General features: G+C 70.5%; 15 protein-coding genes and 1 riboswitch. Of the genes, 3 read left to right on the top strand and 12 right to left on the bottom strand.

Annotation, left to right across the window (positions count from 1 at the left end; genetic code table 11):
- The 7 genes from IE251_RS31750 to IE251_RS31720 all read right to left on the bottom strand — a co-directional run.
- On the bottom strand, nucleotides 1-1,052 hold a 1,052-nt coding region (locus tag IE251_RS31750; protein WP_308436585.1), incomplete at its 3' end, for a ribonucleotide reductase barrel domain-containing protein.
- A gap of 122 nt (nucleotides 1,053-1,174) precedes the next feature.
- Nucleotides 1,175-1,299, bottom strand: a riboswitch (cobalamin riboswitch).
- Nucleotides 1,300-1,351: 52 nt separating this feature from the next.
- Nucleotides 1,352-1,858 carry a GNAT family N-acetyltransferase gene (locus tag IE251_RS31745; protein WP_189756401.1) on the bottom strand — a complete coding sequence of 169 codons (507 nt, stop codon included), beginning with the start codon at nucleotides 1,856-1,858 and terminating at the stop codon, nucleotides 1,352-1,354.
- Nucleotides 1,859-2,032: 174 nt separating this feature from the next.
- Nucleotides 2,033-3,661 (bottom strand): monocarboxylate uptake permease MctP, encoded by a 1,629-nt coding sequence (mctP, locus tag IE251_RS31740; RefSeq protein ID WP_189756400.1) that lies wholly within the window; start codon nucleotides 3,659-3,661, stop codon nucleotides 2,033-2,035.
- On the bottom strand, nucleotides 3,658-3,921 hold the full coding sequence (locus IE251_RS31735) for a DUF3311 domain-containing protein (RefSeq protein WP_189756399.1): 264 nt from the start codon (nucleotides 3,919-3,921) through the stop codon (nucleotides 3,658-3,660). The genes mctP and IE251_RS31735 overlap by 4 nt, the downstream gene beginning before the upstream one ends.
- Before the next feature lie 135 nt (nucleotides 3,922-4,056).
- The gene (locus IE251_RS31730) at nucleotides 4,057-4,818 is read right to left on the bottom strand and encodes a GntR family transcriptional regulator (RefSeq protein ID WP_030794638.1); all 762 of its coding nucleotides are present in this window, start codon (nucleotides 4,816-4,818) and stop codon (nucleotides 4,057-4,059) included.
- 358 nt (nucleotides 4,819-5,176) lie between these two features.
- Nucleotides 5,177-5,962 carry a glucosamine-6-phosphate deaminase gene (gene nagB, locus IE251_RS31725; RefSeq protein WP_189756398.1) on the bottom strand — a complete coding sequence of 262 codons (786 nt, stop codon included), beginning with the start codon at nucleotides 5,960-5,962 and terminating at the stop codon, nucleotides 5,177-5,179.
- A gap of 110 nt (nucleotides 5,963-6,072) precedes the next feature.
- Nucleotides 6,073-6,825: an SDR family oxidoreductase gene (locus IE251_RS31720; RefSeq protein WP_189756397.1), complete on the bottom strand. Its 753-nt coding sequence runs from the start codon at nucleotides 6,823-6,825 to the stop codon at nucleotides 6,073-6,075.
- Between the two features lie 93 nt (nucleotides 6,826-6,918).
- On the opposite strand from IE251_RS31720, the gene IE251_RS31715 reads away from it, so the two are divergent.
- Nucleotides 6,919-7,551 (top strand): TetR/AcrR family transcriptional regulator, encoded by a 633-nt coding sequence (locus IE251_RS31715; protein WP_189756396.1) that lies wholly within the window; start codon nucleotides 6,919-6,921, stop codon nucleotides 7,549-7,551.
- A gap of 323 nt (nucleotides 7,552-7,874) precedes the next feature.
- Nucleotides 7,875-9,350, top strand: a complete 1,476-nt coding sequence (locus tag IE251_RS31710) for a sensor histidine kinase (protein WP_189756395.1) — start codon at nucleotides 7,875-7,877, stop codon at nucleotides 9,348-9,350.
- A 286-nt stretch (nucleotides 9,351-9,636) separates the two neighbouring features.
- Here the strand turns inward: IE251_RS31710 and IE251_RS31705 are convergent, their stop codons facing one another.
- Entirely contained in the window at nucleotides 9,637-9,894 is a 258-nt protein-coding gene (locus IE251_RS31705) for a WhiB family transcriptional regulator (protein ID WP_003992873.1), read from the bottom strand.
- Nucleotides 9,895-10,215: 321 nt separating this feature from the next.
- Nucleotides 10,216-11,184, bottom strand: coding sequence for a diacylglycerol/lipid kinase family protein (locus tag IE251_RS31700; protein WP_189756394.1), 969 nt, complete (start codon nucleotides 11,182-11,184; stop codon nucleotides 10,216-10,218).
- Nucleotides 11,185-11,329: 145 nt separating this feature from the next.
- Between IE251_RS31700 and IE251_RS31695 the strand changes: the two genes are divergently transcribed.
- Entirely contained in the window at nucleotides 11,330-11,782 is a 453-nt protein-coding gene (locus tag IE251_RS31695; protein WP_189756393.1) for a hypothetical protein, read from the top strand.
- Between the two features lie 40 nt (nucleotides 11,783-11,822).
- Here the strand turns inward: IE251_RS31695 and IE251_RS31690 are convergent, their stop codons facing one another.
- The 3 genes from IE251_RS31690 to IE251_RS31680 all read right to left on the bottom strand — a co-directional run bounded on the left by IE251_RS31690 (nucleotide 11,823) and on the right by IE251_RS31680 (nucleotide 13,942).
- A complete protein-coding gene (locus IE251_RS31690; protein ID WP_229897018.1) occupies nucleotides 11,823-12,935 on the bottom strand; it encodes an RNA polymerase sigma factor SigF in 1,113 nt (370 codons plus the stop codon).
- A 17-nt stretch (nucleotides 12,936-12,952) separates the two neighbouring features.
- Nucleotides 12,953-13,369, bottom strand: coding sequence for an ATP-binding protein (locus IE251_RS31685; protein WP_030609825.1), 417 nt, complete (start codon nucleotides 13,367-13,369; stop codon nucleotides 12,953-12,955).
- A gap of 312 nt (nucleotides 13,370-13,681) precedes the next feature.
- A complete protein-coding gene (locus tag IE251_RS31680; protein ID WP_030794657.1) occupies nucleotides 13,682-13,942 on the bottom strand; it encodes a UBP-type zinc finger domain-containing protein in 261 nt (86 codons plus the stop codon).
- Nucleotides 13,943-13,987 lie beyond the last annotated feature (45 nt).

Here is a 13,987-nt window from a genome sequence, read left to right as displayed (position 1 = left end):
GCGTTGACGCGGCGCATGAACTCGTCGGGGATCCAGTGCGCGAGGTTGAGGTTGTGGGTGCGGCGGGCGTCCTCACCCGTGTTGTCGCGCAGCTCCAGGAACTCCTCGATGTCGGAGTGCCAGGTCTCCAGGTAGACGGCGGCGGCGCCCTTGCGGCGGCCGCCCTGGTTCACGGCGGCGACCGAGGCGTCCAGGGTCTTCAGGAACGGCACGATCCCGTTGGAGTGCCCGTTCGTCCCCCGGATCAGCGAACCCCGCGAGCGGATGCGGGAGTACGACAGGCCGATGCCGCCGGCGTGCTTCGACAGCCGGGCGACCTGGTGGTAGCGGCCGTAGATGGAGTCCAGCTCGTCCAGCGGGGAGTCCAGCAGGTAGCAGGACGACATCTGGGGGTGGCGGGTGCCGGAGTTGAACAGGGTGGGGGAGGAGGGCAGGTAGTCCAGGCGGCTCATCAGGCCGTAGAGCGAGGCGACCTCGTCCACGGAACGGGCCGTGTCGTCCTCGGCCAGGCCGCTGGCCACGCGCAGCATGAAGTGCTGGGGCGTCTCGATGACCTTGCGGGTGATCGGGTGGCGCAGCAGATAGCGGCTGTGCAGGGTGCGCAGGCCGAAGTAGCCGAAGCGGTCGTCGGCGCCGTCGGCCACGGCCGAGTCCACCAGCGCGTCCAGCCGTTCCGCGTGGATGCGGACGAACTCGGCGGTGCGGTCGGCGACCAGACCCTCCCGGTGACCGACCTTGATCGACCCGGTGAAGGAGGTCACGCCCTGGGAGGCGGCCTCGGCCCGGATCGCGAGGGTCAGCAGCCGGGCGGCCAGCTTGGAGTAGGCGGGGTCCTCGGCGATCAGGCCGGCGGCTGCCTCCGTGGCCAGCTCGCGCAGCTCCGCCTCGTCGGCCCGCGCGGACCGGCCGCGCAACGCGGCGGCGGCGACCCGCCCGGGGTCGGCGTCGGGCAGATCGGCCGTCAGCTCGGACAGGGTCCGCAGCAGCGCGGCACCGGGACCGTCGGTCTCCGGTGCGCTGACCGAAGCCGGGGCGGCTGGCGCGATGGTCACGTGGGGGTCTCCCTCGCTCGGCACGGGGCCTGGCGGAGGGCAGGGGGCAGCACGAGCGCGCGGGGGCTCTCGCGTCCACCGGCCCACTCCACGAGGCCCGGACGTCGGGCACACCGGCCGGGTGGCCGGGTGCACTGTCGGCAGGTCCTCGGACTGACGCTCGTACGCGGATACGCACAAGTACACCGTTGCGGGACAGTTCCGGATTCGCACCGGATTCCCCTGCGGCGACAGCGAGCATGAGCATACATCTTGTGTCGGGCTGTCGTGTCACCCCCAGATGTTGTGTCCCGGTGATGTCAGAGCGTCAACTCGTAAGTGAGCAGCGTGATGTCGTCCAGCTCCGGCACGGGATTCCAGTCCCGTTCCGGTGTGCGGACGAAGCCCAGTCGTTCGTAGATGCGGTGGGCGGTGTGCATGGTGCGCTGGGTGGACAGGACGACGGCCGTGCAGCCCTCCGTGGCCCTCGCGCGCTCGACACAGGCCCGGACGAGCGCCTCGCCGACGCCCCGGCCGCGGGCCGCGTGGTCCACCGCGAGCATGCGGATCTCCGCCTCGCCGGGACGGGCGATGTCTGCCATGGGGCCGCCGGATGGGACGAAGGTGACGCCGCCGAGCGGCCGGTCGTCCGCGACCGCGACGAGGACCTCGGCGGCGGCGGCGCGTTTCGCGACGTCCCTCAGCTCGCCCAGGTACTCGTCGCTCTCGCCGAAGTCCAGGAGGCCGTCTCCGAGGTAGGCACGGGCGGTGATCTCGCCGAGGACGGCGTACTCGGACGGGGCGGCGGCCCGGATGACGATGTCCATGGGTCGAGTGTGCGGGACGGGCACGGCAAGGCGCCGTGGGTTTTCCGCGGAGCGGCCCGCCGCGGCGGGCCGCTCGTCACCCGCCCGGACCGGCAACGGCGGCGGGCCGCCGACGCGTCTGCTGTCGGCGGCCCGCTGCGGATGTCGCGTGGGTCGGTGCGGATGTCGCGTGGATCAGTGGGCGCTGCCCGCGGTGGCCGGCGGAAGCTCCACCTGGACATCGGGGTCGCCGGAGTCCGCCGTGTAGTCCCCCGGCTTGGTCTCGTCGATGCCCTCGGGGGCCTTCACGGCCTTCAGGACGACCGTCAGGACCACGGTGACCAGTACGTTCAGCACGAACGCCGTCAGGCCGATGTAACCGATCTCGCCGATGCCGGGGATCTCCTTCGAGGAGCCGCCGAAGTGCTTCTGCGTAGGCGAGGCCACCCCGTACGCGGCGGCTGTGCCGTAGACCATGCCGACCGCCCAGCCGGCCAGCAGCGCCCAGCGGTGGAACCAGCGGGTGAACAGGCCCCCGACCAGGGACGGGAAGGTCTGCATGATCCAGATGCCGCCCAGCAGCTGGAAGTTGATGGCGACGGTCTTGTCCATGGTGAGGACGAAGACCAGGGCGCCGACCTTCACCAGCAGGGAGACCAGCTTGGAGACCTTGGTCTCCTCCGCGGGCGTCGCGTCCGGCTTGATGAAGTCCTTGTAGATGTTGCGGGTGAAGAGGTTGGCCGCCGCGATGGACATGATCGCCGCCGGGACCAGGGCGCCGATGCCGATCGCCGCGAACGCCACGCCCGTGAACCAGTCCGGGAACATGTCCTCGAACAACTGCGGGATGGCCAGCTGGCCGTTGGACACCTTCACCCCGGCCGCGATCGCCATGAAGCCCAGCAGCGCCAGCAGGCCCAGCATCAGGGAGTACAGCGGCAGGATCGTGGTGTTGCGGCGGATCACCTCACGGCTGCGGGACGACAGGGTCGCGGTGATCGAGTGCGGGTACATGAACAGCGCGAGCGCCGAGCCGAGCGCCAGCGTGGCGTACGTCCACTGGCCCGCCTCCGGTGGCGTGACCGCCCCGCGCGGCTTGCCGGTGGCCGGGTTGGCCTGGCCGAGCGCCTCGCCCGCCTTGGCGAAGACGTCGTCGAAGCCGCCCAGCTTGATCGGGATGTAGATGATCGCCACCGCGATGACGATGTAGATCAGCGTGTCCTTGACGAACGCGATCAGCGCGGGGGCGCGCAGGCCGGAGGAGTAGGTGTAGGCCGCCAGCACACCGAAGGCGATGAGCAGCGGCAGGTCCTTGACGAACCAGTTGGTGTCCTCGCCGCCGCCGACGCCCATCACGTCCAGCACCGCCTGGATGCCGACCAGCTGGAGCGCGATGTACGGCATCGTCGCCAGGATGCCGGTCACCGCCACCGCCAGCGACAGTCCCTTGGAACCGAACCGGCCGCGCACGAAGTCGGAGGTGGTGACGTACCCGTGGCGGTGCGAGACCGACCACAGGCGGGGCAGGAAGGTGAAGATCAGCGGGTACATCAGGATCGTGTACGGCACCGCGAAGAAGCCGGACGCGCCCGCCGCGTAGACCGCCGCCGGTACCGCGACGAAGGTGTACGCCGTGTACAGGTCACCGCCGAGCAGGAACCAGGTGATCCAGGTGCCGAAGGACCGCCCGCCCAGGCCCCATTCGTCCAGGGAGTGCTCGTTCTCGGCCCTGCGCCAGCGCGCGGCCAGGAAGCCCAGGACCGTGACGGCCAGGAAGAAGAAGATGAAGACGCCGAGCGCGACGCCGTTGACGCCGTCCTTCACCGCGCCGCACCCCCGCTCGCTGCCTTGCGGGCACGCTGGTCACGCTGCCAGAGTTTGTACGCCAGCATCGTGAGCGCGGCGGAGATCAGCACCCAGAGCATCTGGTACCAGTAGAAGAACGGGATCCCGATGAGCGTGGGGTCGACCTTGGCGTACGAGCCGACCCACAGCATCGCCACGAAGGGCGCTATGAGACACAAGGCGATGATCACCCTGACCGGTGTCACCACCGGCGGTCTCACTTCAGGCGTTTCGGACATGCCACGGCTCCGTCCCCTCGCTGATCACCTGTGCAATTGAGCAGGCAATCTAGGTGACTGTGTCATGACAGCGGAAGCCCTCGTCCGCATATCGGTACAGCGATTCGGTGAACCCGTCCAGCCGTTATCCGGCCGTTACTCCACCGGGCGCTTCAGCCGGGCGACGAACTTGTAGCGGTCCCCGCGGTACACCGAGCGCACCCACTCCACCGGCTTGCCCTCGCGGTCCAGCGAGTGGCGGGAGAGCAACAGCATCGGCAGACCCACGTCGGTGCCGAGCAGCCCGGCCTCGCGGGGCGTGGCCAGGGAGGTCTCGATGGTCTCCTCGGCCTCGGCGAGGTGGACGTCGTAGACCTCGGCGAGCGCGGTGTACAGCGAGGTGTACTTCACCAGGGAGCGCCGTAGGGCGGGGAAGCGCTTGGCCGACAGATGGGTGGTCTCGATCGCCATCGGCTCGCCGTTGGCCATGCGCAGTCGCTCGATGCGCAGCACCCGGCCGCCGGCGGTGATGTCGAGCAGCTCGGCCAGCCGGTCGTCGGCCGTGATGTACCCGATGTCCAGCAGCTGCGAGGTCGGCTCCAGGCCCTGGGCCCGCATGTCCTCGGTGTAGGAGGTGAGCTGGAGCGCCTGGGAGACCTTGGGCTTGGCCACGAAGGTGCCCTTGCCCTGGATGCGTTCGAGCCGGCCCTCCACGACCAGTTCCTGCAGGGCCTGGCGCACCGTGGTGCGGGACGTGTCGAACTCGGCGGCCAGCGTGCGCTCGGGCGGGACCGGCGTACCCGGCGCCTGCGTCTCCGTCATGTCGAGCAGGTGCTTCTTCAAGCGGTAGTACTTGGGCACGCGCGCGGTACGGGTGGTGCCTGCCTCGTTCTCCGCACTGCTGACGTCGGTGCTCATGCTCTGCCTTCCCGGCTCCGAATGCCGAAAGCGACCGACATCCCATCGGCCACGGCTCACATCGTGGCACGGGTTGCTCTGCCAGCACTCCACCCGCACGCTCCGTGATCCCCTCTGTATACCGCCGCACCCGCTGTTGGTCTAGTCCATCGGGCGGGTGAGCGGGGAGGACGCGGGGCCGGGGGCCGGCGGCCGGCGCGGGGACGCGACGTGAGCCCCGTCGGCCGGGTGCCCCCTCCCGGCCGATCGGGCGCCCCGTCCGCGCGGCGCCCCACTTGCACGGCGCCCCCTTTGCACGGCGGGCCGTCGGCGGCCTGCCGGTGTCCAAGCCTGCCGACGGTGCCGTCGGCGGGCTTCCCTAAAGGCCCTGCCACTCCGGCTTGTTGGCGTAGGTGTGGCGGAAGTAGTCGGCCAGCTTCAGCTTGGACGCGGCGGCCTCGTCGACCACCACCGTGGCGTGGCGGTGGAGCTGGAGCGCGGAGGCGGGGCAGACCGCGGCCACCGGGCCCTCGACCGTCGCGGCGACCGCGTCCGCCTTGCCCTCACCCGTCGCCAGCAGCACCAGGTGCCGGGCCTCGAGGATGGTCCCGATGCCCTGGGTGATGACGTGGTGCGGGACCTGCTCGATGTCACCGTCGAAGAAGCGGGCGTTGTCGATCCGGGTCTGCTCGGTCAGCGTCTTGATCCGGGTGCGCGAGGCGAGCGAGGAGCACGGCTCGTTGAACCCGATGTGTCCGTCGGTCCCGATGCCGAGCAGCTGGAGGTCCACCCCGCCGGCCTCGGCGAGCGCCCGGTCGTACGCCTCGCACGCCGCCTGGACGTCCCGCGCCGTGCCGTCCGGGCCCATGAACGCGTCCATCCCTATGCCCAGCGGCTCCAGCACCTCACGGCGCAGCACCGAGCGGTAGGACTCGGGGTGGTCCGAGGGCAGCCCCACATACTCGTCGAGCTGCGCGATCCGCGCCCGGGAGGCGTCCACGGCGCCGGAGCGCACCTTGGCGGTCAGCGCCTGGTAGATGGGCAGCGGGGTGGAGCCGGTGGCCACGCCGAGCAGGGCGTCGGGCTTGCGTCGCAGCAGCTGGGCCATGGCCTCGGCGATGAGCTCGCCGCCAGCCGCGGCGTCCGGAACGATGACAACTTCCACGCTGGGCCTGCCGTTCTGAAGTGGGCTCTGTGCGTCTATGTGGTTTAGACCAATCTAACAGAGCCCACGTTCGAGAGCGCGGGAAGAAGCGGGGAAGAGCCGGGAAATTCTCAGGTGAGGGAACCCCCCGTCGCGTCCAGCCAGTGACCGGTCACCCAGCGGCCGTCGTCCGAGGCGAGGAAGGCCACGACATCGGCGACGTCGGCCGGCGTCCCCACCCGTCCCAGCGCCGAGAACGCGGCGGCCTGGGCCTGGCCGTCCTCCGTGCCGTGCAGGAACTCCGCGGTGTTGTCGGTGTCGATGACGCCGGGTGCCACCGAGTTGACCGTGATCCCGCGGGGGCCCAGCAGCTTGGACAGGTCCCGGGTGAGGACGTCCAGTGCCCCCTTGGTCATGGAGTAGGCCACGAGGTTGGGCATCAGGGCGCTCCGCGCCAGGCCGGACGATATGTTCACCACGCGCCCGCCGTCGCGCAGCCGGTCCGCGCCGAGCCGGGCCAGGAAGAACGGCGCCTTCACGTTCACCGCGAACAGCCGGTCGTACTCCTTCTCCTCGATCTCCTCGAAGGGGCGCGAGGCTCCGATGCCCGCGTTGTTCACCAGGATGTCCACCCCGTCCGCATGACGGTCGAACTCCGCCCACACCCGCTCGGCGTCCCCGGGTGTGCCCAGCTCCACCCCGATCGCGAACGCGGAGCCGCCCGCCGACTCGATCGCCGCCACCGTCTCCTTGGCCGCCTCCTCATTGGTGCCGTAGTGCACCGCCACGCGGGCGCCGTCGCGCCCCAGCCGCTCGGCGATGCCCCGCCCGATGCCCCGGCTCGCACCCGTCACCAGTGCCGTCTTCCCTGTCAGCGCGCCCATGGCCGCCCTCCCGCATTTGTCTAACGGTCGCTACAAAAAAACCGTACACCACCCCGCCGACAATTTTCTAGGGGTCGCTATAAAATGGTCCGCATGGCCACCGGGCAGGACACACAGGCGAAGAGCGGCGGCGCGGGCCGGACGCGGGGCAGGCCGCGCTCCTTCGACCGCGCCACGGCACTGGAGAAGGCGCTGCTGGCCTTCTGGCAGCACGGGTACGAGGCCACCTCGGTCTCCGACCTCACCCGTGTCATGGGCATCGGCGCCCCCAGCCTGTACGCGGCCTTCGGTGACAAGCGGTCCCTCTTCGACGAGGTCGTCCGCGTCTACAGCGGCACCCACGGCGCCTTCGGCGCGCGCGCCCTGGAGGAGGAACCCACGGCCCGCGAGGGCATCGCCCGCATGCTCCGCGAGGCCGCCGCCGAGTACACCGACCGGTCCCATCCGCAGGGCTGCATGATCATCCACGCCGCCATCAACTGCACCAACCCCGAGGTCGAGGCGCTGCTGCGGGACCGGCGCAACGCCAACATCGCCGCCATCGAGTCCCGGATCCGGGCGGACATCGCGGCCGGGCTGCTGCCCGCCGGTACCGACGCCGCGGCCCTCGCCCGGCACACCGGCGCCGTGATCCAGGGCATGTCCCAGCAGGCCCGCGACGGCGCACGCCGGGAGGAACTGGAAGCGCTCGCGGAAATTGCCATGGCCATCTGGCCCCACGACTGACCCGGGCGGGCTAGGCTGCGTGGCATCGCGGGCCGGCGCCTGTCACGGCGCCGACGCCTCCGCACCATGGACACGCCGACGTGGTCTAGTCCAGAATCGAACAACAACAGCCTCCGTCTTCCCCGCACAGGAAGACGGACCGAGGATCCGGTGCTCTCTGCCCTGACTGCCCGGCTCCTCGACCTTCGGCCGACCGGGACCGCACACCCCACGGCCGTTGATGCTCCGGGCTGCGGTGCCGGGAGGGTTGAGGGTCCCTTCCAGGCGCCGCGGCCCGCGGGTGTTTTTCCGGCCACCGTCAGGCCCCGGGTACGCTCGCACACGTGCCCTCCATGAACGAACTCGTACGCCAGCACACCGCCCTGGACGACTCCGACCTCGAGTGGCTCCACCTGCTGGTCTCGGAGTGGCAGCTGCTCTCCGACCTCTCCTTCGCCGACCTGGTGCTCTGGGTGCCCACCCGGGACGGCACCCGGTACGTCTCGGTCGCCCAGATGCGGCCCAACACCGGCCCGACCTCGTACCAGGACGACATGGTCGGCCACCTGGTCCCGCGCGGCCGGCGGCCGATGCTGGACGTGGCGCTGGACGAGGGCCGGATCGTGCGCGAGGGCGACCCGGAGTGGCGTGAAGAGGTCCCCGTACGGGTCGAGTCCATCCCGGTACGGCGTGAGGGCCGCGTCCTCGGTGTGATCGCCCGGAACACCAATCTGCTCACCGTGCGCACCCCGAGCCGCCTGGAGCTGACCTACCTCCAGAGCGCCTCCGACCTCGCGCAGATGATCGCCGCCGGTTCCTTCCCGTTCCCCGGCCAGCAGGTCGACATGGACGCCTCCCCGCGCGTCGGCGACGGCCTGATCCGGCTGGACGCGGACGGCATCGTCCAGTACGCCTCCCCGAACGCCCTGTCCGCCTACCACCGGCTCGGCCTCGCCGCCGACCTGGTCGGTCACCACCTCGGGCAGACCACCGCCGAACTCGCCCCCACCCGGGGCCCGGTGGACGAGGCGCTGGCCAAGGTGGCCAGCGGCTGGGCGCCCCGCGAGTTCGAGATCGAGGCGCACGACGGTGTGATCCAGTTCCGGGCGATCCCGCTCAAGCCCAAGGGCACCCGCATCGGTTCGCTGGTGCTGCTCCGGGACGTGACCGAACTGCGTCGGCGCGAGCGGGAGTTGATCACCAAGGACGCCACCATCCGGGAGATCCACCACCGGGTGAAGAACAACCTCCAGACGGTCGCGGCCCTGCTCCGGCTCCAGGCCCGGCGCATCGAGTCCGAGCGCGGCCGGGAGGCACTGGAGGAGGCGGTCCGCCGGGTCGGCTCCATCGCGATCGTGCACGAGACCCTGTCGCAGAACCTGGACGAGCGGGTCGAGTTCGACGACATCGCGGACCGGGTGCTGGCCATGGTCGCCGAGATCTCGCCGGGCAAGGTCACCGGCCGGCGCACCGGACGGTTCGGCATACTCGACGCCGAAGTGGCCACCCCGCTGTCCATGGTCCTCACCGAGATCCTGCAGAACGCCCTGGAACACGGCTTCCGCGAGGGCGACACCGGCACGGTCGAGGTCTCCGCGGTGCGCGGCGGCACCACCAAGGAGGCCCGGCTGCTGGTCACCGTCCAGGACGACGGCGTCGGCCTGCCCGAGGGTTTCGACCCGCACCGCTCGGGCAACCTCGGCCTGCAGATCGTACGGACGCTGGTGGAGGGCGAGCTGGGCGGAAGCTTCGACATGGTGCCGGCGTCCGGGCGCGGGACCCGGGTGATCCTCGACATCCCGGTGCGGGCCCAGAAGTAGGCCCCCGAAGCGGGCGCCTTCCTCGCGGCGGATCCTTGAGGGGCTGGGGCGGCAACTCCCTTGTCCTTCAAGATGTTTATGGGAGAGGTGCCGCCAAGGCGCTGCCGGAGATGCGCTCGCGCACAGCAAAAAGCCCCGGACCGCCATTGGTCCGAGGCTGATGCTCGTTGCTGCTCTGCTTTATCGCTAAGCGCTCCGGGGGAACTGCGCGCTGCGGCTCGGGGGCGGGAGATGCGTACGTGCTGTGCGCGCCGCCAAGCTCAGGCTGTCAGCAGGGGTGGATATGTCAGGCGGAGGCCTGACGGGCCCGGTTGCGGGCGGCGCGGCGCTTCATGGCGCGGCGCTCGTCCTCGCTGAGACCACCCCAGACGCCGGAGTCCTGACCGGACTCGAGCGCCCACTGCAGACACTGCTCGATCACCGGGCAGCGACGGCAGACGGCCTTGGCTTCCTCGATCTGCAGCAGCGCAGGACCGGTGTTGCCGATGGGGAAGAAGAGCTCGGGGTCTTCCTCGCGGCAAACGGCGTTGTGACGCCAGTCCATGGCTGCTACCTCTCCTTGGTATTACGTGCAGGTTGCTTGTGAATGTGAACGCTTTCACGAATCCCTCAACAAGTGAAGGGCCGACTGCCGAGTTCACACCCGGCGTGGTCCTTGGTTTGAAGAGGGGTTCCGGTGATCAGTGGAGGCCGGTGTTGCGGGCCGTCCCGATCGCCACGTAGAGACTCGCAAACCTCGGCGGCGGATACAACCCCTTCCGGGAAGTTTTTTTTGATTCCTCGGTGTCGACTAGGTCACAGCCGTACTTCCATGGGGTGGATCCTGGCCTAAACGTTCGAGTGAAAGGACTTTTGCCCGTTCCGCTCACACAATCACACGCAGTGCACGGCGTACGCCTGTGAACGTCACGCTCGTACGCAGTCCGAGGTGGTCGCCGTCCATCTGGAGGGGCAGCGGCACCTTCGAATGCAAGGTGAACTGATCCAGATCGTGCAGGGAGACCGCGTGCTTTCCGTGCGGTCCGCGCTCGGGGGACGAAGTGAGCAACTGGGTGCCATACCGGGCAACCGCGGCCGTCGAGAGACGGCTGAGACCCAGCACGTCGATGCCGGTGTCGAACGACGCCTTGGGTGACGTGTACATGGGTCGGTTGCCGAGGTACGTCCACGGGGACGTGTTCGAGACTATGGCGACGACGAGATCCTCGACGGGGTCCGCGTCGGGCCGCTCCAGCGTGATCGTGCCGTTACGGCGGTTCGGCTCGCCCAGGAACTGCCGGACCACCTGCCGGACGTAGAGCGCGTGGGTGGACTTCTTCCCTCGCTCGCGCTGCTGCTCGACCCGGCCCACCACGCCCGCGTCGAAGCCGAGCCCGGCGTTGAAGGTGAACCAGCGGGCCGGCACCGCCTCGTCCTCGGTGCCCGGCGGCCCCGACGTCAGCCCCAGGCCGACGATCCGCTCGGTGCCGTCGCGCAGCGCGTCCAGCAGCGCGCCGGTGGCCTCGACGGGATCGTTGGGCAGGCCCAGCGCCCGGGCGAAGACGTTCGTGGAACCGCCGGGGACGACGGCCAGGCCGGGGAGGTGCTCCGGGTCCGGGCCGGCGTGCAGCAGGCCGTTGACGACCTCGTTGACCGTGCCGTCGCCGCCGAGCGCCACCACCAGGTCGATGTCGTCGCTCTCCGCCGCCTGCCGGCCGAGGTCGCGGGCGTGGCCGCGGTACTCGGTGGTGACCGCCTCCAGCTTCATCTCGCTCGCCAGCGCGTGGATGAGCACATCACGTCTGCGTGCGCTTGTGGTGGTAGCCGCCGGATTGACCACGAGAAGTGCACGCATGCATGGCAGCGTACCTACTGGGGGGTATCGGGCCCAGCCCGAGGTAGGGATCCGGTAAGAGGCGGGGCGTGAGCCTGAACACGCTCCGCCGGGCGCGTCCCCGGGTACCCGGCCGTCATCGGGGCGCGACGGCTACCCTTCAGGGGTGAGCAGTCAGCAGAACCCCGCCCCCGAGACCGCCGAGACAGCCGCGACCGAGGGACCCCGCCCGCGCCGGCTGACGTACGCGGCGGTGCTGGCCGCGCTGGAGGGCGCCGCGCTGGCGGCCGGCGGCCTGTGGGTGCTCGTCCGCGGGGTCACCGGTGAACCGGACGACCGGCAGCAGGCCGTGACCCTCGGCATCACGCTGATCGTGCTCGCGCTGCTGCCGCTGCTCGCCGCGCGCGGGCTGCTGCTGCGGCGCGGCTGGAGCCGGGGCCCCGCGGTGATCACCCAGCTCATGGCGCTCCCGGTGGCCTACAGCCTGCTCCAGGCCGACAGCATGGCCATCCCGGCCGGTATCGCCCTCGCCGCGATCGCCATCGCCGCCCTGGTCCTCCTCGTCAACGGGGAGACGACCCGGGCCCTCGGCATCAAGGGACCCGGCCGGGCCGAGTAGGGCCCGGCGGGCGGAACGTACGGCGCCGGGCAGGCGCGCGTCACTCCTCCACGAGGAGCTTCTCCCGCAGCTGGGCCAGGGTGCGGGCCAGCAGCCGGGAGACGTGCATCTGGGAGATGCCGACCTCCTGCGCGATCTGCGACTGGGTCATGTTCCCGAAGAAGCGCAGCAGCAGGATCCGCTTCTCGCGCGGCGGCAGGTCCTCCAGCAGCGGCTTGAGGGACTCGCGGTACTCCACCCCCTCCAGCGCCTCGTCCTCGGCGCCCAGGGTGTCGGCGACCGCCGGCGACTCGTCGTCCGTGTCGGGGACGTCCAGGGACAGCGTGGAGTACGCGTTCGCCGACTCCAGGCCCTCCAGGACCTCCTCCTCCGAGATGGCGAGCTTCTCGGCCAGCTCGTGGACCGTCGGCGACCGGCCGTGCAGCTGGGACAGCTCGGCCGTCGCGGTGGTCAGCGAGAGCCGCAGCTCCTGGAGCCGGCGCGGCACCCGGACCGCCCAGCCCTTGTCGCGGAAGTGCCGCTTGATCTCCCCCACGACGGTCGGCGTGGCGTACGTGGAGAACTCCACCCCGCGCTCGGGGTCGAACCGGTCGACGGACTTGATCAGCCCGATCGTGGCGACCTGGGTGAGGTCGTCCAGCGGTTCGCCGCGGTTGCGGAACCGGCGCGCCAGGTGCTCCACGAGCGGCAGGTGCATGCGGACGAGCTGGTTGCGCAGTTCCGCGTACTGCGGGCTGCCCTCGGGCAGCGAGCGCAGCTCGACGAACATCGCCCGCGCCCCGCTGCGGTCCTGGACGTCGTGCTGTACGGCCTGCGCGGTCTCCGTCTCCGGCGCGTCGTCCTCGGCGTATCGCTCGTGCTCGCTCATCGTCCCGCCCGTAGCCCTTCCCCGAGCCCTGGCCCCCGCGCGGACGGCGGATGCGGCGCCGTCGCCTGCCGTCGGCGGTGTGCCCTGTCCGGCACCGTCGCCGTCGGCCCGCGCGGAGCCGTCCTCCGGGTGCGGCCTGGCCTGCTCGGGGATGCCGTCGATGCCGTCCGCCATGCGCCGGGAACCGTCCCGGGGGTCCGCCCCGGAGGTCTCGGCGTCACCCGACCAGGAGGCACCCCCGTCCCCGGTCGGCAGCTCCCGTGTGCCGCGCTCTTCGTCCCGCACCGGCCCGTCCCCGTTCCTCAGGCCGGCCCAGGGCCGACACCACGCTGTTTGTAGAGGCTGATCGAGACCGTCTTGTCCTCGTCCACGGCGGACGAGACCTTGCCCGCGAGGGCCGACAGCACGGTCCAGGCGAAGGTGTCCCGCGAGGGGGCGTGGCCGTCCGTCGTCGGCGCGGACACCGTCACTTCCAGCGAGTCGTCGACAAGGCGGAAGACACAGCTGAGCACCGAGCCGGGCACGGCTTGCTGGAGCAGGATCGCGCAGGCCTCGTCCACGGCGATGCGCAGATCCTCGATTTCGTCCAGGGTGAAGTCCAAACGAGCCGCCAGACCGGCCGTGGCCGTCCGCAGCACCGACAGGTAGGCACCCGCAGCCGGCAGCCGGACTTCCACGAAGTCCTGGTTCGCCGCGGGCTCGCCTGCGATCTGGGACACCCTCACCTCCATGGTGGTACAAGCTTTACGGGGCCGAGGGTCGCCCCCCGGGGTAACGCGTACATGGTTCAAGCGGTGACGCTATCGCGCTCCGAACGTTCCTGTCCCCGGGACCCCAACCCCCTGGCGTCACTCACAGTAAAGCTCCGGATACGCTCCGTGTCTAGGGGGTGGGCGGGCCCAAATGGGAAGAGCGCGCGCCGGATTGACGTACCCAGACGTCAGACGCTCGAACCGTCGTGCGGAAGCCGCCACAAGCAGTGTCACACGAGAACGTGGTCGGACGAGAGGTCCCGCTCGCACGAACGCGGGTCAGACGAGCACATGGTCGACGAAGCACCACCGCCAGTCCTCGCCGGGCTCGAAGGTCCGCATCACCGGGTGCCCCGTCCGCGCGTAGTGCTCCGTCGCGTGCCGTCCCGGCGAGGAGTCGCAGCAGCCGACGTGACCGCAGGTGAGGCAGAGCCGGAGCTGCACCGGGTGCGTACCGTCCCGCAGGCACTCCGGGCAGGTCGCGGCGAGCGGCGCCGGTTCCGGGTGCGGCAGCGCTTCGGAGTGCGTGCACTGTTTCATGATTGCCAGATTACGACGGGTGTGCGGACGACCGCGCGGATCAAG

It is taken from the genome of Streptomyces eurythermus, assembly GCF_014649115.1.
In the GTDB taxonomy this organism is placed as follows: Bacteria; Actinomycetota; Actinomycetes; order Streptomycetales; family Streptomycetaceae; genus Streptomyces; species Streptomyces eurythermus.
The sequence above is the reverse complement of the archived record's forward strand: the minus strand, read 5'-3'. Positions and strand labels throughout refer to the sequence as shown.